26 protein-coding genes are annotated in these 26,514 nt (G+C 48.2%); 22 read left to right on the top strand and 4 right to left on the bottom strand.

Annotated elements, in window-relative coordinates:
- The first annotated feature begins 15 nt into the window (after positions 1-15).
- The 8 genes from ACTHUR_RS06845 (at position 16) to ubiT (ending at position 6,869) form a co-directional block, all read left to right on the top strand.
- Complete coding sequence (locus ACTHUR_RS06845) at positions 16-1,302, top strand: dual specificity protein phosphatase family protein (RefSeq protein WP_224783390.1); 1,287 nt, start codon at positions 16-18, stop codon at positions 1,300-1,302.
- A 2-nt stretch (positions 1,303-1,304) separates the two neighbouring features.
- Complete coding sequence (locus tag ACTHUR_RS06840; protein ID WP_039862080.1) at positions 1,305-1,679, top strand: hypothetical protein; 375 nt, start codon at positions 1,305-1,307, stop codon at positions 1,677-1,679.
- Between the two features lie 63 nt (positions 1,680-1,742).
- Complete coding sequence (locus tag ACTHUR_RS06835) at positions 1,743-2,450, top strand: lysophospholipid acyltransferase family protein (RefSeq protein WP_101755874.1); 708 nt, start codon at positions 1,743-1,745, stop codon at positions 2,448-2,450.
- A complete protein-coding gene (locus ACTHUR_RS06830) occupies positions 2,447-3,436 on the top strand; it encodes a phosphatidate cytidylyltransferase (RefSeq protein ID WP_004519594.1) in 990 nt (329 codons plus the stop codon). Before ACTHUR_RS06835 ends, ACTHUR_RS06830 begins: the two co-directional genes overlap by 4 nt.
- Before the next feature lie 109 nt (positions 3,437-3,545).
- Complete coding sequence (locus tag ACTHUR_RS06825; RefSeq protein WP_004519593.1) at positions 3,546-4,166, top strand: DUF2238 domain-containing protein; 621 nt, start codon at positions 3,546-3,548, stop codon at positions 4,164-4,166.
- 334 nt (positions 4,167-4,500) lie between these two features.
- A complete protein-coding gene (gene ubiU / locus ACTHUR_RS06820) occupies positions 4,501-5,508 on the top strand; it encodes a ubiquinone anaerobic biosynthesis protein UbiU (RefSeq protein ID WP_003748766.1) in 1,008 nt (335 codons plus the stop codon).
- Between the two features lie 10 nt (positions 5,509-5,518).
- Positions 5,519-6,436: a U32 family peptidase gene (locus ACTHUR_RS06815; RefSeq protein WP_440361198.1), complete on the top strand. Its 918-nt coding sequence runs from the start codon at positions 5,519-5,521 to the stop codon at positions 6,434-6,436.
- On the top strand, positions 6,423-6,869 hold the full coding sequence (gene ubiT / locus ACTHUR_RS06810) for a ubiquinone anaerobic biosynthesis accessory factor UbiT (protein WP_070814897.1): 447 nt from the start codon (positions 6,423-6,425) through the stop codon (positions 6,867-6,869). The genes ACTHUR_RS06815 and ubiT overlap by 14 nt, the downstream gene beginning before the upstream one ends.
- Before the next feature lie 141 nt (positions 6,870-7,010).
- Here the strand turns inward: ubiT and ccoP are convergent, their stop codons facing one another.
- From ccoP to ccoN, 4 genes are read right to left on the bottom strand one after another with little or no spacing between them, the layout of a single operon-like run.
- Entirely contained in the window at positions 7,011-8,357 is a 1,347-nt protein-coding gene (gene ccoP / locus ACTHUR_RS06805; protein WP_440361199.1) for a cytochrome-c oxidase, cbb3-type subunit III, read from the bottom strand.
- Positions 8,357-8,554, bottom strand: a complete 198-nt coding sequence (locus tag ACTHUR_RS06800; protein WP_003748776.1) for a cbb3-type cytochrome oxidase subunit 3 — start codon at positions 8,552-8,554, stop codon at positions 8,357-8,359. The genes ccoP and ACTHUR_RS06800 overlap by 1 nt, the downstream gene beginning before the upstream one ends.
- 4 nt (positions 8,555-8,558) lie before the next feature.
- Positions 8,559-9,170 (bottom strand): cytochrome-c oxidase, cbb3-type subunit II, encoded by a 612-nt coding sequence (gene ccoO, locus ACTHUR_RS06795; RefSeq protein WP_003748778.1) that lies wholly within the window; start codon positions 9,168-9,170, stop codon positions 8,559-8,561.
- A gap of 24 nt (positions 9,171-9,194) precedes the next feature.
- Complete coding sequence (ccoN, locus tag ACTHUR_RS06790) at positions 9,195-10,628, bottom strand: cytochrome-c oxidase, cbb3-type subunit I (RefSeq protein ID WP_440361200.1); 1,434 nt, start codon at positions 10,626-10,628, stop codon at positions 9,195-9,197.
- Between the two features lie 332 nt (positions 10,629-10,960).
- On the opposite strand from ccoN, the gene ACTHUR_RS06785 reads away from it, so the two are divergent.
- The 14 genes from ACTHUR_RS06785 to ACTHUR_RS06720 all read left to right on the top strand — a co-directional run bounded on the left by ACTHUR_RS06785 (position 10,961) and on the right by ACTHUR_RS06720 (position 26,514).
- The gene (locus ACTHUR_RS06785; protein WP_440361201.1) at positions 10,961-12,712 is read left to right on the top strand and encodes a M61 family metallopeptidase; all 1,752 of its coding nucleotides are present in this window, start codon (positions 10,961-10,963) and stop codon (positions 12,710-12,712) included.
- A gap of 78 nt (positions 12,713-12,790) precedes the next feature.
- Complete coding sequence (locus ACTHUR_RS06780) at positions 12,791-13,231, top strand: TIGR01244 family sulfur transferase (RefSeq protein ID WP_150540651.1); 441 nt, start codon at positions 12,791-12,793, stop codon at positions 13,229-13,231.
- 435 nt (positions 13,232-13,666) lie between these two features.
- Positions 13,667-13,963 (top strand): helix-turn-helix domain-containing protein, encoded by a 297-nt coding sequence (locus tag ACTHUR_RS06775; RefSeq protein ID WP_003680870.1) that lies wholly within the window; start codon positions 13,667-13,669, stop codon positions 13,961-13,963.
- Between the two features lie 19 nt (positions 13,964-13,982).
- Positions 13,983-16,541: a [protein-PII] uridylyltransferase gene (gene glnD, locus ACTHUR_RS06770; protein WP_150540650.1), complete on the top strand. Its 2,559-nt coding sequence runs from the start codon at positions 13,983-13,985 to the stop codon at positions 16,539-16,541.
- A 794-nt stretch (positions 16,542-17,335) separates the two neighbouring features.
- On the top strand, positions 17,336-17,806 hold the full coding sequence (locus ACTHUR_RS06765) for a pilin (protein ID WP_150540649.1): 471 nt from the start codon (positions 17,336-17,338) through the stop codon (positions 17,804-17,806).
- Between the two features lie 114 nt (positions 17,807-17,920).
- Positions 17,921-18,379 carry a pilin gene (locus ACTHUR_RS06760; protein ID WP_150540648.1) on the top strand — a complete coding sequence of 153 codons (459 nt, stop codon included), beginning with the start codon at positions 17,921-17,923 and terminating at the stop codon, positions 18,377-18,379.
- A 390-nt stretch (positions 18,380-18,769) separates the two neighbouring features.
- Positions 18,770-19,252, top strand: a complete 483-nt coding sequence (locus tag ACTHUR_RS06755) for an Lrp/AsnC family transcriptional regulator (protein ID WP_003684427.1) — start codon at positions 18,770-18,772, stop codon at positions 19,250-19,252.
- A gap of 117 nt (positions 19,253-19,369) precedes the next feature.
- On the top strand, positions 19,370-19,966 hold the full coding sequence (locus ACTHUR_RS06750) for a DUF1415 domain-containing protein (RefSeq protein WP_049336044.1): 597 nt from the start codon (positions 19,370-19,372) through the stop codon (positions 19,964-19,966).
- A 14-nt stretch (positions 19,967-19,980) separates the two neighbouring features.
- Positions 19,981-20,340, top strand: coding sequence for a YbaN family protein (locus tag ACTHUR_RS06745; RefSeq protein ID WP_049336046.1), 360 nt, complete (start codon positions 19,981-19,983; stop codon positions 20,338-20,340).
- Positions 20,341-20,782: 442 nt separating this feature from the next.
- Positions 20,783-22,201: a sodium:proton antiporter gene (locus ACTHUR_RS06740; protein ID WP_070503741.1), complete on the top strand. Its 1,419-nt coding sequence runs from the start codon at positions 20,783-20,785 to the stop codon at positions 22,199-22,201.
- A 339-nt stretch (positions 22,202-22,540) separates the two neighbouring features.
- Positions 22,541-23,884: a Na(+)-translocating NADH-quinone reductase subunit A gene (locus ACTHUR_RS06735; protein WP_070503744.1), complete on the top strand. Its 1,344-nt coding sequence runs from the start codon at positions 22,541-22,543 to the stop codon at positions 23,882-23,884.
- A gap of 2 nt (positions 23,885-23,886) precedes the next feature.
- Entirely contained in the window at positions 23,887-25,119 is a 1,233-nt protein-coding gene (locus ACTHUR_RS06730) for an NADH:ubiquinone reductase (Na(+)-transporting) subunit B (protein WP_070503747.1), read from the top strand.
- Entirely contained in the window at positions 25,112-25,888 is a 777-nt protein-coding gene (locus ACTHUR_RS06725) for a Na(+)-translocating NADH-quinone reductase subunit C (protein WP_004519571.1), read from the top strand. The genes ACTHUR_RS06730 and ACTHUR_RS06725 overlap by 8 nt, the downstream gene beginning before the upstream one ends.
- Positions 25,888-26,514: an NADH:ubiquinone reductase (Na(+)-transporting) subunit D gene (locus ACTHUR_RS06720; protein ID WP_003684313.1), complete on the top strand. Its 627-nt coding sequence runs from the start codon at positions 25,888-25,890 to the stop codon at positions 26,512-26,514. The genes ACTHUR_RS06725 and ACTHUR_RS06720 overlap by 1 nt, the downstream gene beginning before the upstream one ends.

Below are 26,514 nucleotides of genomic sequence, written 5' to 3'. Positions count from 1 at the left end.
ACCATGTACCTATCCATGAAACCTACCCTCAAAACCTCCCTACTCAAGCTGATTTCAGTCGGTATCCTGTTCTACACCAGCTACGGCCTCTCCAACCATTACGCGGCATCGCTGGACTATGTACCTGAAATCGCTTTTGCATGGGAGAGCAATATTCCGTTTTGGGCATGGACGATTGTGCCTTATTGGTCGCTGAACCTGATGTATGCCGCGGCATTTTTTCTTTGCCGTGATACACATGAACAAAACCGATATGTAGCGCACCTTGTAGCCGCCCAACTGATTGCGACTGCTTGCTTTGTGCTGTTTCCGCTGCGTTTCGGGTGGCCTAAACCGCCTGCCGATGGACTGTCAGGCTGGCTGTTTGATTCATTGGCTGCATTTGATTTGCCGTACAACCAAGCGCCATCTTTGCATATTGCGTTGGCAATTATCGTGGGTGCATTTTATTGGACGCGCTTTCCCAAAATCCGCCTGCCTCTTTTCTTATGGCAAAGCCTGATTGCCCTGTCGGTACTGACAACTTATCAACATCATTTTATTGACGTGCCGACAGGAGCATTGCTTGGCTGGCTGGTGTTGTGGGCTTTCCCGCGTCAGATGACTTCGCCGTTAAGACTGGGCTTGAGTGATGTACGCTCAAGAAGGATTGCGTTGCTGTATTTACTTGGCGCGTGTTTGACGGCTTTGCCTGCGCTGCTGGGTGGTGTGTGGCTGTGGTTGATATGGATTAGCGTGTCTTTACTGATGGTATCCTTTGCCTATTTGACTGGAAATGCAAACATATTCCAAAAACAGGCTAACGGTAAATTATCGGTGGCAGCGACGGTTTTACTATTGCCTTATCTGGTGAGCGTACGGCTAAACATGGCGTATTGGTTACGCGGTAAAGCGAAAACGGCACCAGTCCGCAATGATGTATTAATTGGCAGCGTTTTAGGGATTTCAAACCATTTGCCTGTCGTATTGGATGTATGCGCCGAATATCCCTGCCGTAGCTATCAGGGAGCATATCGCGCTCTGCCTTTACTGGATATGGTAACGCCGTCTGAAAACGATTTGGTTCAGACGGCCTTGATATTGGAAACCTTGCGCCAAAAACACGGCAAAGCGCTGGTATGTTGCGCTTTGGGTTATGGAAGAAGTGCCGCAGTGGTGCTGACGTGGCTGCTGGTCTATGGTGGCTGCAAAAACTTGGCGCAAGCGAAGGCCGAACTCAAACAGGCTCGGCCGCAAATGGTATTATCGCCGGCCACCGCCCAAGCAGTTGAAGCTGCGGCCAACCGTTTAAAACAAGGATAATGATGGACAACGCAACCGACAGCCGTATTACTGCCCACCTGCTCTCTACCGCACATTATGTTGCCGCCTGCAATGCCTTGCTGCTCGCCTTGTCGGCAAAATATGGCGGCGCATGGTTTGCGGTGCAACTTGTCTTGGCAGCAGTTTTGCTGTACTGCCATATCCGCATTCACTTCGACCGTCGCGTGTTCCAAGACTTTGCCGACAACCGCTACTCTCCTGAAGACTTCGACCACACCTTACAGCAAAACGGTTTACGCCAAATTTCAGGCAGCCGTACGTTGACCCAACGGATAAACGGCGCACTTTCCTTATGGCGCAAAAGCTTATACCTGACCGCCGCACAATTTTTAATTTTGCTTATCCAAAGCATTTGATTATTTTGGCTAATTTACCCAAACCAGATCTAGAGCGGTATCTCACTCCCAAAGGCAGAAACAATGAAAAACTTCCTCAAAAAACAACTTGCCTGGCTAACTGACCAAGCCTTATGTCTGTCGGTCTCTTTTCTTACGGGCGTGCGCCCCAAAAGTCCGCGCGAGCTGACATTCAATCAGCACCAAAAGGTCTATTACGCCAATCACGGCAGCCATGGCGATTTTGTGCTGGTGTGGATTTCCCTGCCCCGCCGCTGGCGCTTGTCCACGCGCCCTGTCGCCGGTTCGGATTACTGGCTGACGAGCAAACTCAAACGCTTCATCATTCAAAATGTTTTCAACGCCTTACTGATTCCGCGCCATAGCGATAATCCGCAAGCGATTACCGAACAGATGAAAGATGCGCTGAACGCAGGCGACTCTTTGATTATTTTCCCTGAAGGCACGCGTAACACTGACGATAACACCATCCTGCTGCCGTTTAAGTCCGGCATTTATCATCTGGCAAAAAGCAAACCCAATACCGAATTTGTGCCGATTTGGATCGACAACATCAGCCGCGTACTGCCCAAAGGCAAAATCCTGCCTATCCCGCTTTTGTGTGAAGTCCATATCGGACAACCGCTTACCTTGCAGGAAAACGAAGACAAAGACAGCTTTTTGACACGCAGCCGTGAAGCGCTGCTGGCACTCAGGCCGTCTGAAAACGACCGCAGCGAGCTTCGCCAAAATGAACCTGAAGTTCAGCAAAACAAAGGAGGACAAGCATGAGCCTTTCTACGACTTCCCAACAAATCATTGTCGAACAAGCCGCCGCTCATCTGACTCCGCAAGCCAGCTATATTTTTGTCGGCGTGTTTGCCGTATTGTGTTTTGCCAGCATCATCGGACAATGGCTTAAGCGCAAAAACGGCGCAGATAATGCCACCATCGCCAACCTCAACGCCCGCATTTACGCATGGTGGCTGATGACGTTGGTGTTGCTGGGTGCATTTTGGTTCGGCAAAATCGGGACGGTTGTACTGTTTTTCCTGATTTCATTTGCCGCACTGCGCGAATTTATGACCCTCGTCTATCGACGCCGCAGCGACTATTACAGCATGGTGGTCTGCTTTTACCTGCTTCTGCCGGTGCAATACTATTTCGTCTATGACGGCTGGTACGGCATGTTCAGCATTTTTATTCCGGTTTACGGCTTTTTGATACTGCCGATTATTGCCAGCCTCAGCGGCCAAACGGCACACTTTTTGGAACGCGCCGCCAAAACACAATGGATGGCGATGATTTGCATCTTCTGTCTGTCTCATGTTCCGGCGCTGATGTTTCTGGACTTGGATGGCTTCGATAACGGCAACAATATCCTGTTGCTGATCTTCCTGATTGGCGTGGTGCAAGTATCGGATGTGTTGCAATACGTTTGGGGCAAACTGATTGGCGGTGCAAAAATCATGCCTTCGCTTTCTCCGTCAAAAACTATTTCCGGCACTGTCGGCGGTATTTTATCGGCCACTGCCATTGCCGCGCTGATGGCGCCGATTACGCCGTTCTCTCACGGCCAAGCAGCCATTATCGGCTTTATCGTCTGCCTGATGGGCTTCTTTGGCGGCCTGGTTATGTCTGCCATCAAACGCGATTACGGTGTCAAAGACTGGGGCAATATGATACGCGGCCACGGCGGTATGCTTGACCGTGTGGATTCGATCTGTTTTGCCGCACCCGTGTTTTTCCACATCACCCGTTATTTCTGGAACGGCTAAACTTCAGGCCGTCTGAAAGCTGTTTTTCAGACGGCCTTTAATGATCGAAACTTCCAGTCCTACCAATTCGTTATACAATACGTAACCATTGTTATTACATACACACAACATGGATAAACCCTCTCCAATCTTTCCTATTTTTCTTGCTGCAATTATCTTCGCCCTTATTGTTTGGTCAGGCATTAATCCTCATGACCGCGCAGTCTGGTACGCCGAAATTATCCCCGTAGCATCCGTATTCTTCCTTCTGGTTGCCACCTACCGCATTTTCCGCTTCAGCAACCTGGCCTACTTATTCATGAGTTTTTGGCTGATTATGCATTCCATCGGTGCATACTACACTTTTGCCGATGTGCCATTTGAATCCATCAACCGCTTTGTCGAACCGATTTTGGGCGAAAACCGCAATCATTACGACCGTATTGCCCATTACATCATCGGCTTCTACGCCTATCCAATGGCTGAATGGCTGCTGCGCCGCAAGCTGTGCAACCTGCCGTTGGCCTTATTTTTCTCCCTGTTCTTCATTATGAGCATTGCTGCCGCCTATGAAATCATTGAATGGCAATATGCCGTCATCGACGGCGGAGAGGCCGGACTGGAATTCTTAGGTTCTCAAGGCGATATTTGGGACGCGCAAAAAGACATGCTTGCCGATACTTTGGGCGCGTTAACTTCCCTGTTTATTTTTGTATTTACCCGACCCGATAAACGCTTGGGTTTCTCTTAAATATATCCCTTTAAAGCAGAAGGCCGTCTGAAACCAGATTTTCAGACGGCCTTTTTTCATTTTTCTATCGACATTATTGTAAAAATTAATAAATACGATAGTTAAAAACATAAGCCAATTTTGAAACAAAATCCGTCATCAAAATTTTTAAGCACATGAAATATATAAAAAACAACGTCTGTTAAGATTTTGTAAACAACATGCCTACGTCAACCTGAATTTTTCGATTTGATTTAAGTCAGCATATCTTGTGTCATTAATCCATAAAATATTCAGAATTCTACAAAATATTGATTAACCCGATAGAGGTTATCATCAAGACGAGGAACACAAAATGCAGAAAATTCCAGAATTGGTCTGCCCCGCCGGCAACCTGCCTGCACTGAAAACCGCTGTGGACAACGGTGCGGACACGGTTTACATGGGTTTGAAAGATGCGACCAATGCACGAAACTTTCCGGGACTGAATTTCGATATGAAATCGGCACGGGAAGGCGTTGCTTACGCCCATGCGCGCGGGCGCAATGTACTGATGGCTATCAATACATTCGCACAAGCTGGCCAAGTGGAGCGTTGGCACGCCGCTGTGGATACGGCGGCGGATTTGGGTGCCGATGCGATTATTGTTGCCGACCCCGCCATCATGGCGTATGCGGCAGACAAACATCCGAATTTACGCCTGCATATGTCGGTACAAGGTTCGGCCACCAATTACGAAGCCATCAATATGATGAAAGAGCTGTTCGGCATCCGTCGTGCCGTTTTGCCGCGCGTGCTGACCATCGATCAGGTCAAACATGTGATTGACAATACTGATGTGGAAATTGAAGTCTTTGGTTTCGGCAGTTTGTGTGTGATGGTGGAAGGCCGTTGCATCTTGTCGAGCTATGCAACAGGCGAATCGCCCAATATGCAAGGTGTCTGCTCTCCGGCAAAATCCGTCCGCTGGGAACAACTGCCCGACCGCATGAACGTACGTCTAAACCAGGTATTGATAGACCAATACAAACCCAATGAACCGGCAGGTTATCCAACCTTGTGCAAAGGTCGCTTTGAAGTCAATGATGAAACCTACTATGCTTTGGAAGAACCGACCAGCCTGAATGTTTTGGAAATGTTGCCCGAACTCATCAAAATCGGTGTATCCGCCATCAAAATCGAGGGACGCCAACGCAGTCCTATGTATACGGCGCAAGTAACCAAATCCCTGCGCCAAGCACTGGATGCAGCCGCAGCCGACCCGTCGCATTTCAAAGTCAATCCGTCCTGGAACAATGCCTTGAGCAAAGTTTCGGAAGGTCATCAGACAACTTTGGGCGCATACAACCGCCCATGGAAATAAGGGGAAAAAAATGAATTCATTGAAATTGTCGCTGGGCCCTATTTTATTTTTCTGGCAAAAAGAAGCCCTACTGGAATTTTACGTTTCCATGCTGGATACGCCGTTGGATACGGTCTATTTGGGCGAGGTAGTCTGCTCACGCCGTCAGAAAATGCGCTTTGCCGACTGGTTCGGACTGGCTGAAGACTTGGCGGAAAGCGGTAAGGAGATTATTCTTTCTTCACAAGTCCTGCTCGAAAGCGAATCCGATCTGAAACGCCTGCGCAAAATCACGGAGCAGGGAAAGTTTAAAGTTGAAGCCAACGACATGGGTGCGGTCAAATTGGCACGCGAACATGGCATTCCGTTTGTTGCCGGTGCAAGCCTGAATATCTACAACGAAACCACTTTGGACGTATTCCGAAAATTAGGGGCATTCCGCTGGATTGCACCGTCCGAGCTGAGCCGCGATAAGGTTGCCGAAATCATCAAGGCTTCAGACGGCATTGAAACCGAACTCTTCGCTTGGGGTAAAATGCCGCTCGCCTATTCATCACGTTGCTTTACCGCCCGCCATTACAATCTGAATAAAGACAGTTGCGAGTTCCGCTGCCTCGACCACGAGCACGGTATGGCCATGAATACGCGAGAAGGCCAGCCGTTTCTCACCATCAACGGCATCCAAACCATGTCTTACGACTGCCAAAACCTACTGCCCCACCATGAAGACTTGAATAAAATCGGCGTGAATATGCTCAGACTGTCGCCACAAATGCACAGCATGGCTGAAATTATCCAAATTCACCGCGATGTATTGGACGGAAAAGCCACATGGGAAGATGTCCGCCCCGAGTTGGAACGACTGACTACCGGAACACTGGTTGACGGCTATTGGCGCGGTCAGCCCGGTATTGAAACCGTGAAGGAGGCATATTATGGCGCTGCCTGAAATCATATTACCCAAATGGATGGCAAAAATCGGTACCAAACTTCCCGGCAAACCTCCGCGCTTTGTTTTAGTCTCCGTATTGAATACCATGCTGAAAAAAGGTTTACTGCCTGCCGATATGGAACTTTTTGCCGGAAAAAAATTCGAAATCGAAGTTTTGGATGCCGGTATTAAAGTGCGGTTTAGTGCCAATACGGAAAAATTCCTGGATGACAACTTCAGCGGTACCCCCGATCTGAGGCTGGCCGCCAACGGTATAGACTTCATGCGCATGATGATGCGCGAGGAAGATCCCGATACCTTATTTTTCAACCGTAAATTGCAAATTGAAGGCGATACGGAACTGGGGTTAATTACCAAAAACTTACTCGACAGCGTCGAGTGGCCTTTCAGCGAATGGTTCCTGAAACGCAGTACGTCCACTTTGGATTGATTAATTTTGGTTGAACCAAGAACAAAGGCCATCTGAATGTTTCAGACGGCCTTATATATTTCACCTCTTTGATATGTCTGGTTTTATCAAATATAAAAAAGCGTACCTTATTAGGTACGCTTTTTTCAATCCGACTCAAAATTAGAATTTTGCGCCAGACTCGTTTGCCATAAAGTCTACAGCTGCTTTAACTTCATCATCGCTCAGGCTACCATTGCCGCCTTTAGCCGGCATAGAATTAAAGCCTTCAAGCGCGTGTTTGTGCAAAGTGTCTTTACCTTGTTTGATGCGAGGAGCCCAGTCTTCTTTTTTACCTACGACAGGAGCGCCTGGAATCAAACCGCCATGACATGTTTTACAGTTGGCTTCAAAAACAGCTTTGCCATCTACCTTAACCAGAGCCGCTTCTGCTTTTTCAGCAGGTTTGGCTTCAGCAGCTGGAGCAGCTTTAGCATCTGAAGCAGCTTTATCGGCAGTAGGAGCTGAAGCAGCCGCCGGAGCAGAAGCATCGGCAGGTTGAGCTACCGGAGCAGGCTCGGCTTTTTTAGCAGGAGCTTTTTTACCGTCTTTGTTGGACAAACCCCAAACATAAGCGGTCATGATGTGCAGCTTGTCTTTGTCGAGGAAGTGACCCCAAGCAGGCATTTGGCTGCTGCGGCCGTTGGTAATGGTTTCGGTAATCGCTTTTTGAGTACCGCCCCACAACCATACATCGTCAGTCAGGTTCGGGCCGAGGCCTTGGATACCTTGACCTTTGTCGCCGTGACAAGTGAAACAGTTGGCAGGTGGGCCGCTAAACAGGGCTTTACCACGCTCTGCACGTTCTTCGTCATATTGACCCTTAGGTTTAGAAAGAGACATAACATACTGTGTTACGTTTTTCACGCCTTCTTCACCCAAAGCAGGACCCCATGCCGGCATAGAGGCAGTACGGCCTTTTTCAATGGTTTCCTGAATTTTTTCAGGTTCACCGCCCCACAACCAATCGTCGTCGGTCAAATTCGGGAAGCCTTTGGAGCCTTTGGCATCTGAGCCGTGACATTGGATACAGTAGGTATTGAAAAGGTTTTGTGCAATAGCACGAGCTTCAGGGTCTTTAGCCACTTTCTCAATCGGCATATTGGAAAATTTAGCATACACTTTACCGTATTGCTGATTGGCTTTGGCAACTTCTTCTTCATATTGACCATGGCTGCTCCAGCCCCACAGGCCTTTGTAATCGCCAATACCTGGATACATAATCAGGTAGCCGACGCCAAACAGCCATGTGCAGACATAAAGCCAAAACCACCAACGTGGCAGAGGGTTGTTGTACTCCGAAATGCCGTCCCACTCATGACCTGTGGTTTTTACTTCTTCGCCTTTTTTAGGGCGTTTCACAACGTTTTGCGAAAGCAGAAGCCAAGCCAGGCCGATGAAGCTGAGCACGACGATAACGGCAATATATATACTCCAGAAACTACTGGTAAATTGGGATGTTGTGTTCATTATTTTGCTCCGTGATCACGGACTGACTGAGCTTGATCGTCCTTTTCAGACGGCCTTTGTTCGTCATTATCGAAAATACTGCTGGCAGCATCGTCATAGTTTTTCTTATTGCGTCTATTGAACACAATATAGAGAACTAAAATAAAGCTGATAAATACCCAAACAGTAAAGAGCGAGCGAGCCCAGTTAGCGTCCATGATGTTACCTTACGTTTTTCAATGCCAAGCCCAAGCCTTGCAGATAGGCGATAACAGCGTCCAGCTCTGATTTGTTAGCCAGCATTTCAGGTGCTTTGGCAATTTCTTCATCGCTGTAAGGTGTACCCACTTTACGCAGGGCTTTCATATGCGCCACAGTTGCCTCGGCATCGACTTTATTTCGTGCGAGCCATGGGAATGCAGGCATATTGGACTCCGGCACAACGTCGCGCGGGTTCAGCAGGTGGATGCGGTGCCATTCATCGGAATAACGGCCGCCAACACGAGCCAAATCCGGACCGGTACGTTTAGAACCCCATTGGAACGGATGGTCATAAACAGACTCACCGGCAACAGAGTAATGACCGTAACGTTCAGTTTCTGCACGGAATGGACGAATCATTTGAGAGTGGCAGTTGTAGCAGCCTTCGCGCACATAAATATCACGACCGGCCACTTGCAGGGCGTTGTATGGTTTCACGCCGGGTGCAGGTTCGGTAACTGCCTTGGTGAAGAACAGCGGAACAGCCTCAATCAGAAGGCCGACGCTGACTACAAGCAGGGTGAATACAATCAGTACGCCGACTTTTTCTTCAGCTAATTGTTGTAATTTCATTTTGGTAGCCTATCTTTCTTGTCATTAGTGGTGTTGAGTTTGAGAAACCGCAGGAATCTCAGCATCAACTGCTTTACCACTGATAGCAGTACGGTAAACGTTATATGCCATGATGCACATACCGCTCAGGTACAGAAGACCGCCGGCGAAACGAATCATGTAGTAAGGCATGGTACGTTTTACGGATTCAACGAAGGAATAAGTCAGCGTGCCATCGTCATTCAAAGAACCCCACATCAGACCTTGCATTACGCCGGCAATCCACATTGCAGCGATATACAGAACCACGCCGATGGTCGCGATCCAGAAATGCGCCTCAACCAATTTGGTGCTGTACATTTCATTTTTGCCGAACAAGCGGGGAATCATATAGTAAACGGAACCGATGGTTACAAAGCCCACCCAGCCCAATGCGCCGGCGTGAACGTGTGCAACAGTCCAGTCGGTGTAGTGGCTCAGAGCGTTAACGGTTTTGATAGACATCATCGGACCTTCGAAGGTAGACATACCGTAGAAAGACAGAGAAACGATCAAGAATTTCAAAATCGGGTCGGTACGCAGTTTGTCCCATGCGCCAGACAGAGTCATGATACCGTTGATCATACCGCCCCAAGAAGGCGCAAACAGGATCAAAGACAATACCATACCCAAAGATTGAGTCCAGTCAGGCAACGCGGTGTAGTGCAAGTGGTGAGAACCAGCCCACATATAAGTGAAAATCAAAGCCCAGAAGTGGACGACGGACAAGCGGTAAGAGTAAATCGGACGGCCTGCTTGTTTTGGTACGAAATAGTACATCATACCCAAGAAGCCGGCTGTCAGGAAAAAGCCCACCGCATTGTGGCCGTACCACCATTGAACCATCGCATCAATCGCACCTGCGTAAACCGGGTAAGATTTCATCAAACCGGCAGGGATGCTGATATTATTGACGATGTGCAACAGCGCAACGGCCAAGATAAAGCCGCCGTAGAACCAGTTGGCAACGTAAATATGTTTGATTTTACGTTTGGCAATCGTACCGAAGAATACGATGGCGTAGGCAACCCACACCAGCGTAATCAAAATGTCGATAGGCCATTCCAACTCGGCGTATTCTTTACCTTGGGTGTAACCCATAGGCAAGCTGATGGCCGCAGCCACGATAACAGCCTGCCAACCCCAGAAGGTAAATGCAGGCAGCCAACCGCCAAACAGACGGGTATTACATGTACGTTGAACAACGTAGTATGATGTACCGATCAAACCGCAACCGCCGAATGCAAAAATAACCGCATTGGTGTGCAGAGGACGCAGGCGACCGAAGTGGAACCAAGGTCCGATATTGGATAAATCGAGGGCCGGAGCAAAAAGCTGGGCAGCGACGATAACGCCGACCAACATGCCCACAATACCCCAAACTACAGTCATGATGGCGAACTGGCGCACCACTTTGTAGTTATAAGTTTGTGTGTCCATGGAAGTCTCCATAAATTATGGGTATAAAAAATTTTTATCTCACCCCAACCCCTGCATTTACGAAAAGCGCAATACGGCCAAGGCTCAAATTTTTCTAAATTTAACATAGACACCACAACATGCCAAGCAAAATTACATTCCACATTGCATAAAATATTTAGTAAGACATAAATTCATTTCTTTTATAATCAATAAATTATTAAAACATACGCATTAAATCAGACGTGGTATTTTTTCAAGCCCCCTTTTTCATACAGTTTTATTGATATAGATTAAGCCCACCCCTTAAACCCCCTTATTCTTAATAAACTTTAGCAAATTAACCAATAGCCATGATTAATTACAAAATTACCCCCAACTTTCTGTCTCATGAATGGCACATCACCTTATCATTCACTCAACCTAATGATTATGAAACAGAAATCAGCCTGCCAAACTGGGTTCCCGGCAGCTACCTCATCCGTGACTTTGCCCGCCACATCACACACATCAACGCGTGCTGCAACGGCAAAGCCCAGCCACTGACACAAACCAGCAAAAACTATTGGCAAACCCCTGCCCTCAATGGAGCGTGGGAAATTTACTACACCGTCTACGCATTCGACTTGTCTGTTCGCGGCTCATTCCTCAGTACCGAGCGCGGCTTTTTTGATGGCGCGTGCCTATTCTTAAAAGTGCACGGACAAGAGGAACAACCGCACCAAGTCGAATTTCCTACCCTGCCACACACATGGCAGATAGCCACAACCCTGCCACAAATTTCGGCGACCACTTTTCAGACGGCCTCATATGCCGAGCTTATTGATCACCCTGTTGAAACAGGCATCATCGAATTCCTCGACTTTGAAGCACAAGGTATTCCCCACCGTATTGCATTAAGCGGTATCTACCCCGATTTCGACCTCACCCGCTTCCTCGCCGATATTCAAAAAATCTGCGAAACCGAGTTGGCGATGTTCCCTTCCCCTGCCCCGTTTACCGAATACCTTTTCCTACTACATCTGGGAGACAACCTCTACGGCGGACTGGAACACATCAGCAGCACCGCCCTTCTTGCCGACCGCCACAGTCTGCCATCTTACGATATGGGCGAAGCCGACAAAGCCTATACCGAATTACTCGGTCTATTCTCCCATGAATACTTCCACGCATGGAACGTCAAATCCATCAAACCGGCTGTCTTCGCACCTTACAATCTCGACCAAGAAAACTATACCGAGCAACTTTGGGCATTTGAAGGCATTACCTCCTACTACGACGACCTCTTTCTTGCTAGAAGCAAAACCATCAGCCCCGAAGCCTACCTTACCCTGCTTGCACAAGGCATCACACGCGTCCAGCAGACACAAGGCCGTCTGAAACAAACACTTGCCCAATCCAGTTTCAGCGCATGGGACAAGTTCTACAAACAAGACGAAAACAGCCCCAACGCCATCGTCAGCTACTATCAAAAAGGCGCACTGGCCGCACTTTGCCTCGACCTCATCATCCGTGAGAAAAGCCAAGGCAAATACACCCTCGACAGCGTGATGCAGCAACACTATCTCGATTGGTGCAACACCCATCAAGGCATACCCGAAAAACACTGGCAATCCCGTTGCCAAGAAATGACCGGTTTAGATTTAGAAACCTTCTTTCAGACGGCCTTATACAGCACCGAAGACCTTCCACTCGCAGAATACCTGCAAAGCGTAGGTGTCAAACTTGACTTTATCCCACTGCCCCGCCAACACGGAGGAGCATTTGCAAGCGAACCCCAATCGGTTGTCCCCGCCAATGATTTGGGCGCACGTTTCAAACAAAACAGCGACCATGCCGTCCTGACTCATGTATTCAATGGCGGCAGCGCAGAAAATGCCGGACTCTGCTCGCAAGACAAAATCATCGCCTTAGGCGGCTATGCCTGCAACGACCTTGCAACGCAGTGGAGCAAACTGCCTATCAGCACGCGCACCACCATCCATTTCTTCCGCCAAGGCCTGTTGCGCGAAACCAGCATCACAGTTCAAGCGGCAGAAGCCAATACCGCCCTGCTGCATATTACCGATCGCCAAAAACTCGAAAACTGGTTGTACAATCATTAAATAAAACTTCAGACGGCCTGCCACTTCCTAGGCCGTCTGAAATCAACATATCCATTTAATATAAAGAAAGGAAAAACTATGCCCATCCGTAAACTGACCGACACCCTCTATATCGCCCCCCAACTGACCGAAGCAGATGTCCAAGAAGCCGTACGTCTCGGCATCAAAACCATCATCTGCAACCGCCCGGACGGCGAAGAAGAAAACCAACCGACTTTTGCCGAAGTGCAAAACTGGTTTAAAGAGGACGGCATCAACCAATTTTCCCACCAGCCCGTCGTTGCGCCTCAAATCAATGCAGCCGATGTCACAGCCTTCCAAAATCTGTTGCAACAATCTCCGGCTCCCATTCTTGCCTTCTGCCGCACCGGCACTCGTTGCTCCCTGCTTTGGGGTTATCATCAAGTGCAACACGGCGCATCCGTAGCCGAAGTAGTTGCCGCAGCCGAACAGGCAGGTGTCAACCTCAGCAACTTTGAAGCCCGCCTGCAAGAAGCCAAAGATAAAGGTTTGGCTTAATGCTTAATTTATATAAGTAGCAGCCTTTAAACCGATCAGGCCGTCTGAAACCCATTTTTCAGACGGCCTAATGACTTTTATTCACAATCAAACCTTATTTTTAATTTATTTCCACTATCCTAAAAATATATTTTCTAAATCAAGCCCGAATTGACCTGTATCAATACCCTGACCCTATTTTCATTTATAATGCCTTTCAATGCTTCAGGGCCATGCCCGAATCTTCCAGTTTCCTCGATAAGAGCCAGCTCTCTTATTAAATGATTTTTCTTTCCTCTTGATGTGTGTGTGTTTGGGTGTGGCCGAAAGCCACCCCCTTTTTTTTTATACCTACCCTCTTTCAGGCCGTCTGAAAACTTTCAGACGGCCTTTCCTTTCCCCTCACGAAAATAGTATAAAATCCCCTTATCGTTCAAACCACAAACTTAAAATACCATGGTCAACAAACTCACTCCCCCGCCAAGCCTGCCCGATCCGCAAGACCTCCGTGCCGTTATCGCCTACAACATGCGCCTCTATCGCGTTAATCACGGCTGGTCGCAAGAAGAACTTGCACGCCAATGCGGACTTGACCGCACCTACGTTTCCGCCGTCGAGCGCAAACGCTGGAACATCGCCCTTTCCAACATCGAAAAAATCGCATCCGCACTCAAAATCGCCCCTTACAAACTCCTCCTTCCTCCACAAGAAATGCTCCGCCAAATGACCGAGCCTGCCGACACCCAAGCCTAATTCACAGCCAGACACCATCATGACCGCCGCCCAACAAGCCATCCAAACCTACCAGCAGCAAAAAGCCGCAGCAGAAACTGCCTACCGCCAAAACAACCGCCCTACCGCTTACTTCCGCGACCATATCGCCGCTGCCGAAACCCTGCTGCAAACCCTCTGGCAAATCCACTTCCCCGACAGCAACGACATCAGCCTGATTGCCATCGGTGGCTTTGGGCGTTGCGAACTCTATCCCCATTCCGACTGGGACTTAGCGATTATTTCTTCGGCCACATTTTCAGACGGCCTGCAACAACAAACCGCCCAACTTATCCAAACCCTTTGGGACGCACGCCTCAATCCGGCCATCAAAAGCGGCAGCATAGAAGAAATCCTCCAAAGTACCCAAAACGACATTACCGGCGAAACCGCCTTTCTTGAAGCACGCCATCTCCAAGGCAATGCCGACCTTACTGCCCAACTTCTAAACAAACTCAATACACGCCGCGACACAGCCGCTTTTATCGAAGCCAAACTCCTCGAAATGGAGCAACGCCATACCAAATCCCAAGGCACAGGCGCACAACTCGAACCCAATATCAAAACCTGCCCCGGCGGCCTGCGCGACATCCACACCCTGATTTGGACAGCCAAAGCACAAGGCATAGACAGCAACCCCACCGCCCTCGTTACCGCCGGCGTCCTCACACGCACCGAAGCCGGCATGCTAGCCCATGGCTATCGCCGTCTCGCCAACATCCGCATTCACCTCCACCTTACCGCCGACCGCCCCGAAGACAGGCTGCTTTTCGACTACCAGTCCCAAGTCGCCGAAAGCTTAGGCTATACCCAACCCGACATCCGCGGCAGAAGCGAAGCCCTGATGCATACCTTCTACCGCGCCACCAAAGCCATCAAACAACTCAACGGCATTCTTATTCCGGTTCTCAAAAACCATCAAACCTCCAGCCGTCCCCAACATATCCACCCCATCGACAGCCACTACAAACGTATCGGCCACCAAATCGCCGCCAACGATCTTGCCCTGTTTGAACAAAATCCCGAACACATCTTCACCATCATCCAAACCATGCAGGAGCAAAACATCACCACCATCGAGCCGCAAACCCTCCGTGCATGGTGGGCGGCCACACGAAAAATCAACACCCGTTTTACCCAAAATCCAGAAAACCGCCGCCGCTTCATCCAATTCTTCAAACACGGCACCGGCCTTACCCAAACTCTCCGTTTTCTCAACCTCTACGGCGTACTTGGCCGCTATCTCCCCGCATGGGAAAAAATCACCGGCCTGCTCCAACACGACCTCTTCCATATTTACCCCGTAGACGACCACATCCTGACCGTCGTCCGCAATATGCGCCGTCTCGCCATCGAAACCCACAGCCACGAAATGCCCGAGGCCAGCGCCATCATGCAGGCCTACCCACGACCGCACATCCTCTACACCGCCGCCCTGTTGCACGACATCGCCAAAGGCCGCGGCGGCGATCACGCCAAAGAAGGCATCAAAGACGCCCAACAATTCGCCGCCGACCACTACTACACCGAAGAAGAAAGCCACCTCCTCGCATGGCTGGTTGAAAACCACCTGCTCATGTCTACCGTTGCCCAAAAAGAAGACATCCAAGACCCGCACGTCCTCCAAGCCTTCTGCCGCCGTATTCCCACACGTGAATACCTCGACGCACTCTACCTGCTTACCATTGCCGACATCCGCGGCACCAACCCAAAACTTTGGAACACATGGCGCGCCAGCCTGCTCCAAACCCTCTACCACAGCACCGCCGCCGTTTTAAACAGCAAAAAACACGATCCCGAACGCCTCCCCAACCGACGCGAACAAGCCGTGGCCGACCAACTCACGCGTGCGGCCGTTCCCCTCAAAAACCAACAAAAACTCCGCCGCATCCTCGGCAGCGCATACTACGTCCGCCATCAGACACGGGAAATCCTCTGGCACACCGCAAACCTCGCCTACGACACCCAAAGTCCGGCCGTCCGCAGCCGTATCCTTCCCCAAAGCAACAGCCTTCAAGTCATGGTGTTCATGCCCAATGGCGACCGCCTCTTCGCACGCCTCTGCCGCATCTTCAGCAGCCACCGTTTCGACATCCAAGCCGCCCGCGCCTTCATTACCGAGCACGACTACATCCTCGACACCTTTATCCTGCAACTTCCCGACAATCTCCCGCCCGAAGAATATCCCGACCGCCAAAGCGCACTCGAAGCCGAACTCAACAGCTTCATCCACGGCAATACCACCGTCCAAAAACAAAGCGGCCGCCCGCACATCAGCCGCCGCATCCGCCATATTCCTATTCCGCCTACCGTAATCATCACCCCCGAAGAAGATTATCCCGGCTGGCACACCATAGACATCACCGCCGTCAACCGCCCCCATCTCCTCGCCGACATCGCCGAGACCTTCTTCGCACACAACATCAGTCTGCGCTACGCCAAAATCACCACCTTGGATCAGCGCATTGAGGACAGCTTCATCACCTACAGCCCATCCCTCCAAGACCCGCAAACCCAAAACACCCTAAAACAGGCATTGATCGAAGTCTTGACCCCATAAAGGCTGTCTGAACATCTTAAAAACATAGGGTGAGCATTTTTGCTCACCCTAATCACATCCAAACATATAAACATCCTGAATATACCCTTCTAAAACACTCAAGAAATCCAAAGCCTTAAAATGCGAACCAAAACTTCCTTCTGACATAAAACTACATTCCAAAATCATAACTCAAATGAATATAATTCCAATAACAAATTTTCATTCATCTATTACACCAAACCCTCTTTAAAAATCCTTCCTTCCAAATTTTCTCCTTATCCGTATTCAAACAAAATACGCATACAAAATAAAACCTATAAAAAACAAAAAAATAAAATAAAAAAATATTAAACTTACCGATTAATCCATAAAGATACCGCCCATCTAAATCAATTAACATATTATTAAACAAGCTTAATTTCTGACAAAAAACGTCACACACCCAAACTTATCTCCCTTTCCTGTCACAAAAAACACAAAACTGACAAAAAACGTCAACCCCCTATTTCCTTAAAATCCTGAAACTTTCAAACAAAACCTCATAAAACTTAAAAATTAAAAAATAAACCCAATAAAAACAATAAACAAAAAATAAAAAATAAATTTTTTAATCAATTTTGCGCACTTGGCACACAGACTGCTTGAAACAACACGTCCGATAAGGCCCAAGCCTCAAAGCAGCAAGCCCGACGGAAGCTGTATATTCCTTCTTACTTTATGGTTTACTCATAATACATAGTGCCAAGCACATTACGGACTTTTTACTTAAATTAAACATAATTATTCACACTTTCAAACTGGAGTTTTAATCAATGAAAGCAATCCAAAAAGGTTTTACCCTGATCGAATTGATGATCGTCATCGCGATTATCGGCATCTTGGCAGTTATCGCCCTGCCTGCATACCAAGACTACACTGCACGTGCCCAAGTTTCTGAAGCCATCACTTTGATGGAAGGTCAAAAGTCTGCTATTGTCGAATACTATGCAGATAAAGGTGACTGGCCTAAAGACAATAAAGCGGCAGGTATTGCAGCGGCTACTGATATTAAAGGTAAATACGTTGCTAAAGTTAATGTAGCTGATGGTGTTCTGACAGCAACAATGAAAGATAAAGATGTAAATAAAGATATCCAAAATGCAACTATTTCTCTATCGCCCGAAATTACTAATAAAGCAGCAAACTCCAAAGGCTCCTTCACTTGGACTTGTACTCCAGGAAAAACCAAAGGTGTAGATACAAAATTCTTACCTTCTTCTTGCCGCCCAGCTGCGAAAAAATAAGCTAGCTAATCTAATTTAAATATCTAACAAAAGATATTCGACTCAAAGCAAATCCCATAATAATTATGGGATTTGCTTTATAAAATAAAAATAAGAAAACGACATACTCAAAAAATGAAAAAACTACGCAACGCCCAAACCGGCTTTAGCCTGATTGAGTTGATGATTGTTATCGGCATCATCGGCATTTTGGCAGTAGCAGCTCTTCCCGCATACCAAAACTATGTTGCCAGAGCACAAGTAGCAGAAGGCATTATGCTGGCAGGCAGTATGAAAAGCTACGTCGAAGAAGCCTATGCGGATAAAGGCAGCTTGCCGCTTGACCTCAATATCAAGCAACTCGCTTCAGACGACAATAAAGTCGGTAACTATGTAAAGATTGTCCGTATTGAAGATAATGGCACTATTGTTGCCGCCATCGGTAATCAAGCCGCTGTTCCTGTGAAGAATACCGAAATCCACTTGACACCAAGTTTTGCAAAAACAGGTAGTACTAAAGGTACAACAATTTGGTCTTGCGGTGGCACCATGGATACACACTTCCTTCCCGTATCCTGCAAACAAAGCTTGTAAGCTTATTTCCCAAAACACAAAAATACATTGCGAAGAAAACCCCCAAACAAAGCCAAATACAAACGCGGAAAACGAACAAATCAAAAGAACAAAACTCTCCAAAACAAGGTCATTAAGAGCCTGAATCATCACATTACGAAAATAAATGCCGTCTGAAATCATTTTCAGACGGCCTCTTTATATCCAATCCTAATATGACATAAAACTTTTATCTTGATTAGTTTCAGACGGCCTTCATCTTTTCACAACTACATAAAACAAATTCGCAACACTCCTGATAAGACAATTTGTCGCCCATCTGAACTCAATATATAATTTAACCATACAAGTCTTTATTTTTAAGCATTTTTCATTTTTAAAACATACATTGCCTACATTGGGAGAAACATCATGCCTCATCTGAATTTAGATAAAACAGATTTAAAGATTCTGCAGGTTTTGCAGGAAAACGGGCGGTTGAGCAATGTTGAGCTTTCTGAAAAGGTGGCGCTCTCCCCTTCTCCCTGTCTGCGCCGTCTCAAACAGCTTGAAGATGCGGGCATTATTCAAAAATACGCGGCCCAGCTTTCTCCCGTATCTTTGGGCTTGGGCTTGCAGGCTTTTATCCGTGTATCGATTAGCAAGGCAAAAGATGCGCGTGAGGATTTTTCCGAATCTGTCCGCGCTTGGCCTGAAGTATTGAGCTGCTTTGCTTTAACGGGTGAAACCGACTATCTGCTCCATGCCTTTTTTACCGATATGAACGCGTTTTCCCATTTTGTTTTGGACACGCTGCTTTCGCACCACGGCGTGCAAGATGCGCAATCGAGTTTTGTGTTGAAAGAAATTAAAAACACGACCGCTCTGCCTTTGGTTCATTTGGTTCAGGATTGATGATTTGAAACTGATAAAGGCCGTCTGTTGTTCAGACGGCCTTTTAAATTCCAATGGTTTGCTTTCACGTCCATACACTTGTATACTTTTTAAGAATAATTCACATAAGCTTTTACTATGACTGACACCGCCCATCTTGATACCAATACTGTTTCAGAACATACCAAACAATGGCTGGAAAAAGCCGTTATTGGACTGAATCTCTGCCCGTTTGCCAAAGCGCCGCACGTTAAAAACCTGGTTCGCATCGTTGTCAGCAAAGCCCGTCATTTGGACGGTTTTCTTGAAGACTTGGATCGTGAATTGCAGCTTCTGGGCAATACTTCCGCTTCGGAATTGGAAACCACTTTACTGGTTCATCCGACACTGTTCCCTGATTTTGAAACCTTCAACCAAATGCTGGAAATTGCCGACGATGCCGTTGTTGAAAACGAATTGGAAGGCATTGTCCAAATTGCGCCGTTCCATCCTGATTTTCAATTTGAAGGCACAGAAGCCGACGACATCAGCAACTACACCAACCGTTCGCCCTACCCGACCTTGCACCTGATTCGTGAAGACAGTATTGCCAAAGCGGCTGAAGCATTTCCCGATGCCTCGGCAATTTTTGACCGCAATATCGCGCTGCTGGAAAAAATGGGGCATGAGGGCTGGGATAAATTAGACATTCCACGTTGTCCATTTCCACATCACAAGCCATCTGAAAACAAATAATTGGTGATGGGAAGATGGTTCGCTATTTATTGATTTTTTGCGGCGCATTGTCGCTCGTCTTGGGCATTATCGGCATTTTCCTGCCATTACTGCCGACTACGCCTTTCATTTTATTGACCGCCGCCTGCTGGGCAAAAGCTTCTCCGCGCTTTCACAATTGGCTGTATCATCACCGCCACTTTGGTCCGATCATACAAAACTGGGAAAACAACGGCGCTGTGCCACGCAAGGCAAAGTTCTTCGCTATCGGCATGATGGCCATTTCTTGCCTTTTTATGTTTTGGCAATTTCCAGAACGCTGGTGGATTGGTGCCGTTTCATCAATCTTCTGTAGCTGCGTGGCAGTGTGGATGTGGTTACGGCCGGAGGCATAAAATAAAACAGGTGGGCATTTTCGCTTACCTGTTTTTTATTTTCATACCCAATTTATCCATCAAAACAATCAGTAAGAACCAAAACACCCTATTCGACCCTCATTTTTCAGACGGCCTCCATTTATTCAATTAAATGTAAATTTTAGCTAAAATTAATTCAAAGTATTTTTTCGATAGCATTATTTCCGATATTTCAAACTCCTGTTTCAAAACCATTTTTTTACTACCTCCAACTATTCTACTCATTTTGATTCCTTTATTTGTATCAACATTTCTTTTGATTCCAACACTCTAAACCGTCCCTTAACACTTGCTTTGCGTTATACTTTCCCCTGACACAACCGCGCAGTTCGTCTGGATATTTTCAGACGGCCTGAATATTTCACCGCCGTGCTTTCTCAACGAAGTTCCTCACGGTGCAACAGAATAAAAAGGAAATACTATGCGCTCTCTCTCATTTTTACTGCTTCTTGCCGCCTTTCCTGCTGCGGCATCCGATTTTGACGGCTCATCCGCAAGCCTGCTTTGGGGTCTGCCGTTTGCACTGATTCTCTTGTCCATTGCACTCGGACCTCTGTTTTTCTCCCATATTTGGCACCACCACTTCGGCAAAATTACAGCGTTTTGGACGCTGCTGTTTTTAACGCCGTTTATCATCACCTTTGGTTTCGGAGCCGGCGTACATACCGTTGCCCATGCGTTGGTTGAAGAATATATCCCCTTTATCCTGCTGCTTTTAGCGCTCTATACCATTTCAGGCGGTATTTTTGTCAGCGGCGATTTGCACGGCTCACCTAAATTGAATACAACCCTGTTGGCAGTCGGCACGGCTTTGTCTTCCATCATGGGGACAACAGGCGCGGCGATGTTGATGATTCGTCCGCTTTTGAAAGCCAACCATAAACGCCACTACCGCGTTCACATCGTGATTTTCTTCATTTTCTTGGTAGCAAATATCGGCGGCGGTCTGACTCCTTTAGGTGATCCTCCGCTGTTCTTAGGATTCCTGAAAGGCGTAGATTTCATGTGGACGGTCAAACACATGCTGATGCCTGTATTAATCAGTTCTGTGATTTTGCTAGCCGTTTTCTACATCATCGACAGCCAACACTTCAACCGTGAACAAAGCGAGCACCTTGCTCCCGCTCCTTCCGATAAAGAAGAAAAAATCAAAATTTACGGCAAATGGAATTTCCTGTTACTGGCCGGCGTAGTCGGTGCGGTTTTGCTGTCCGGTTTGTGGAAACCAAATCATCCGGGCTTTGAAATCTTGGGCAGCCATTACGCTTTGCAAAACCTGATGCGCGATGGCATTTTGCTGGCTTTGACCGCCGTATCTTGGATTATCACGCCCAAACAGGTACGCGCAGGCAATGAGTTCAACTTCGAGCCGATTGCCGAAGTGGGCAAACTGTTTTTGGGTATTTTCATTACCATTTCGCCTGTTTTGGCGATTTTGAAAGCCGGCGAAACAGGTGCATTGGCTTCCGTTGTTTCTTTGGTTCACGACGCAGCAGGCAATCCGATTAATGTGATGTATTTCTGGATGAGCGGCATTTTGTCGGCATTCTTGGATAACGCGCCGACTTATTTGGTGTTCTTCAATATGGCCGGTGGCGATGCCCAAGCCTTGATGACAGGCCACCTATTCCATTCATTGCTGGCAGTATCCATGGGTTCCGTATTTATGGGCGCGCTCACTTATATCGGTAATGCGCCGAACTTCATGGTCAAAGCCATTGCCGAACAACGCGGCGTACCGATGCCTTCCTTCTTCGGCTATATGGCATGGTCGGTAATTGTATTGGTACCGCTGTTTGCCCTGCATACGATGATTTTCTTCGTTTGGCAGCTCTTTTAAACTTAAAGGCCGTCTGAAACTCAGACGGCCTTTTTTATTTTCAGCTATATCATCAAATATAGCGTTTAAATATCAAACAGTTAAAAATTATTTCCCTTAACATTCGATTACACATTCCTACTTTTTTCCCACTTTTCCCGTAAAAATAAGCGTAAAACTGACATAAAACAGCCTATACCTGATAAAATCTAAAGCTTTGTTGTTTGCGTTTATTCGTTGTTTTTATAGCAAACCTCTGCTTTTTTCAGACGGCCCATCCTTTGTTTCAAAGCATTACATGCCGTCTGAAAAAACAATCCGACATCCGAATCTCAACCCACCAAAAAGTAACGCATCCTTATGATTAAGATAAAAAAAGGCTTAGACCTGCCTATCGCAGGCAGACCGGAGCAAGTCATTTATGACGGCCCGGCCATTACCGAAGTCGCGTTGCTTGGCGAAGAATATGTCGGCATGCGCCCCTCGATGAAAATCAAGGAAGGCGAAGCCGTCAAAAAAGGCCAAGTGCTGTTTGAAGACAAAAAGAATCCGGGCGTAGTATTTACCGCTCCGGCTTCAGGCAAAATCGCCGCGATTCACCGTGGCGAAAAGCGCGTACTTCAGTCAGTCGTGATTGCCGTTGAAGGCAACGACGAAATCGAGTTCGAACGCTATGCACCTGAAGCGCTGGCAAAATTGAGCAGCGAAGAAGTACGCCGCAACCTGATTCAATCCGGTTTGTGGACTGCGCTGCGCACCCGTCCGTTCAGCAAAATCCCTGCCGTCGATGCCGAGCCGTTCGCCATCTTCGTCAATGCGATGGACACCAATCCGCTGGCTGCCGACCCTACGGTCATTATCAAAGAAGCCGCCGAAGATTTCAAACGCGGCCTGTTGGTATTAAGCCGCCTGACCGAGCGTAAAATCCATGTGTGTAAAGCAGCCGGCGCAGATGTGCCGTCTGAAAACGCTGCCAACATCGAAACACATGAATTTGGCGGTCCGCACCCTGCCGGTTTGAGTGGCACGCACATTCATTTCATCGAGCCAGTCGGTGCGAACAAAACCGTTTGGACCATCAATTATCAAGATGTGATTGCCATTGGCCGTTTGTTTGCAACAGGCCGTCTGAACACCGAGTGCGTGATTGCCTTGGGTGGCTCTCAAGTCAACAAACCGCGTCTCTTGCGTACCGTTTTGGGTGCGAAAGTATCACAAATTACTGCGGGCGAATTGGTTGACGCAGACAACCGCGTGATTTCCGGCTCGGTATTGAACGGCGCGATTGCACAAGGCGCGCACGATTACCTCGGCCGCTACCACAATCAGATTTCCGTTATCGAAGAAGGCCGCAGCAAAGAGCTGTTCGGCTGGGTTGCGCCACAACCGGACAAATACTCCATCACGCGCACAACCCTCGGCCATTTCCTGAAAAACAAACTCTTCAAGTTCAACACAGCCGTCAACGGCGGCGACCGCGCCATGGTACCGATCGGCACTTACGAGCGCGTAATGCCCTTGGATATCCTGCCTACCCTGCTCCTGCGCGATTTAATCGTCGGCGATACTGACAGCGCTCAGGCACTGGGTTGCTTGGAATTGGACGAAGAAGACCTCGCTTTGTGCAGCTTCGTCTGCCCGGGCAAATACGAATACGGCCCGCTGTTGCGCAAGGTGCTGGAAACCATTGAGAAGGAAGGCTGATTATGGGCTTGAAACATTTTCTTGAAAAAATCGAACCGCACTTCCTGCCGGGCGGCAAACATGAAAAATGGTATGCCCTCTACGAAGCTGCAGCGACGATTTTCTATACATCCGGCGCGGTAACGCGCAAAGCGGCGCACGTCCGCGATGCACTCGACTCCAAGCGCATGATGATTTTGGTGTGGCTGGCTTTGTTCCCTGCCATGTTCTACGGTATGTACAACGTCGGCGCACAGGCATTCGGTGCGTTAACGCCTGATTTGCTGCAACAAAATATCGCCAACAACTGGCACTACGCCCTTGCCAACGCTTTGGGCATCAATATGTCGTCTGAAGCGGGTGTGTTGGGCAAAATGCTGTTCGGCGCGATTTTCTTCCTGCCGATTTACGCGACTGTATTTGTTGTGGGCGGCTTCTGGGAAGTTTTGTTCGCATCCGTACGCAAACACGAAATCAACGAAGGTTTCTTCGTGACTTCGATTCTGTTTGCTTTGATCGTTCCCCCTACCCTGCCTTTGTGGCAAGCGGCTTTGGGTATTTCTTTCGGCGTTGTGGTTGCGAAAGAAGTATTCGGCGGTACAGGTAAAAACTTCATGAACCCTGCTCTTGCAGGTCGTGCGTTCCTGTTCTTCGCCTACCCTGCCAACATTACCGGCGATACCATTTGGACTGCGGTTGACGGCTATTCAGGTGCCACTGCTTTGGCGCAATGGGCGGCACACGGTGCAGACGGCCTGAAAAACGCTGTAACCGGTCAAACCATTTCTTGGATGGATGCGTTTATCGGTAACGTACCCGGCTCAATCGGCGAAGTATCCACTTTGGCGCTTTTAATCGGCGGCGCTTTTATCGTGTTCACCCGTATTGCCTCTTGGCGCATTATCGCCGGCGTGATGATCGGTATGATTGCCATGTCTTCTCTGTTTAACTTCATCGGTTCGGACACCAACGCCATGTTCTCCATGCCTTGGTATTGGCACTTGGTGGTCGGCGGCTTCGCCATCGGTATGCTGTTTATGGCGACCGACCCTGTTTCCGCTTCCTTTACCAATGTTGGCAAATGGTGGTACGGCGCGCTTATCGGTGTGATGTGCGTGTTGATCCGCGTGGTCAACCCTGCTTACCCCGAAGGCATGATGTTGGCGATTCTGTTTGCCAACCTGTTTGCCCCAATTTTCGACTATTTCGTCGCACAAGCGAACATCAAACGCAGAAAGGCGCGCAGCAATGGCTAAGAAATTCGATAAAGACAGCTTCAGTGGCACGCTGATTGTGGTATTGGTTGTCAGCCTGATTTGTTCCATCATCGTTGCTGGTGCGGTCGTCGGCTTGAAACCTATCCAAGAGAAACAAAAGCTCCAAGACAAACAAGGCTATATCTTAAGCGTAGCCGGTTTGATGGATAAAAACACCGACATCAGCAAAACCTTTGCCGAACGTATCGAGCAACGCGTTGTCGATTTGGCAACAGGCGAATACGTGAAAGACGCGCCGAAAGACTTCAGCGCGCGCATCGCAGGCAAAGACCCTGCCCAAAGCATCCAAATCAAACCCGAAGACGATTTGGCCGGCATCAAAAGCCGTGCCAAATACACTGAGGTTTACTTGGTAAAAGGCGAAGACGGCAAAGTCAGCCAAATCATCCTGCCTATGCACGGTAACGGCTTGTGGTCTGTCATGTACGGTTTTGTCGCCATTCAACCCGACGGCAATACCATCAACGGCATCACCTACTACGACCAAGGTGAAACTCCGGGTTTGGGCGGCGAAATCGGCAATCCGTTGTGGCAACAAAAATTCGTCGGCAAAAAACTGTTTGACGAACAAGGCAAACTCGCCCTGCATGTTGGCAAAGGCGCAAGTTCGGACAAAGAACACGGCGTAGATGCCCTCTCCGGCGCATCGCTGACATCTAAAGGCGTGCAAGGTTCGTTCGCCTACTGGTTCGGCGAAAACGGCTATATCCCCTACCTGAACAAATTGAAATCAGCAGGAGCACAATAATGGCTGACATGAAACGCTTGAAATATTTGATGTTTTCACCCTTTATCGACAACAACCCGATTGCCTTGCAGGTTTTGGGTATTTGTTCGGCTTTGGCGGTTACCACCAAACTTCAGACGGCCATCGTAATGGGTATTTCCGTAGCTTTGGTAACCGGTTTTTCCAGCTTCTTCATTTCTTTGGTACGCAACTATATCCCTAACAGCATCCGTATTATTGTGCAAATGGCGATTGTTGCTTCCTTGGTAACGCTGGTTGACCAACTGCTCCAAGCCTTTGCTTATGAGCTGTCCAAACAGCTGTCCGTATTCGTCGGCCTAATTATTACCAACTGTATCGTAATGGGCCGTGCCGAAGCATTCGCAATGAAAGAGCCGCCGCTGGAAAGCTTGGTTGACGGTATCGGCAACGGCGCAGGTTACGGCATGATGTTGATCATCATCGCAACCATCCGCGAACTGATCGGCTCTGGCAAGCTCTTTGGCTACACCATTTTCCAAACCGTACAAGATGGCGGCTGGTATCAAACCAACGGCTTGTTCCTGCTCGCCCCTAGCGCGTTCTTCATCATCGGCTTCTTGGTATGGGGTCTGCGCACTTGGAAACCTGAACAGGCGGAGAAATAA

It is taken from the genome of Neisseria sp. P0021.S007 (assembly GCF_051956855.1).
The sequence above is the reverse complement of the archived record's forward strand: the minus strand, read 5'-3'. Positions and strand labels throughout refer to the sequence as shown.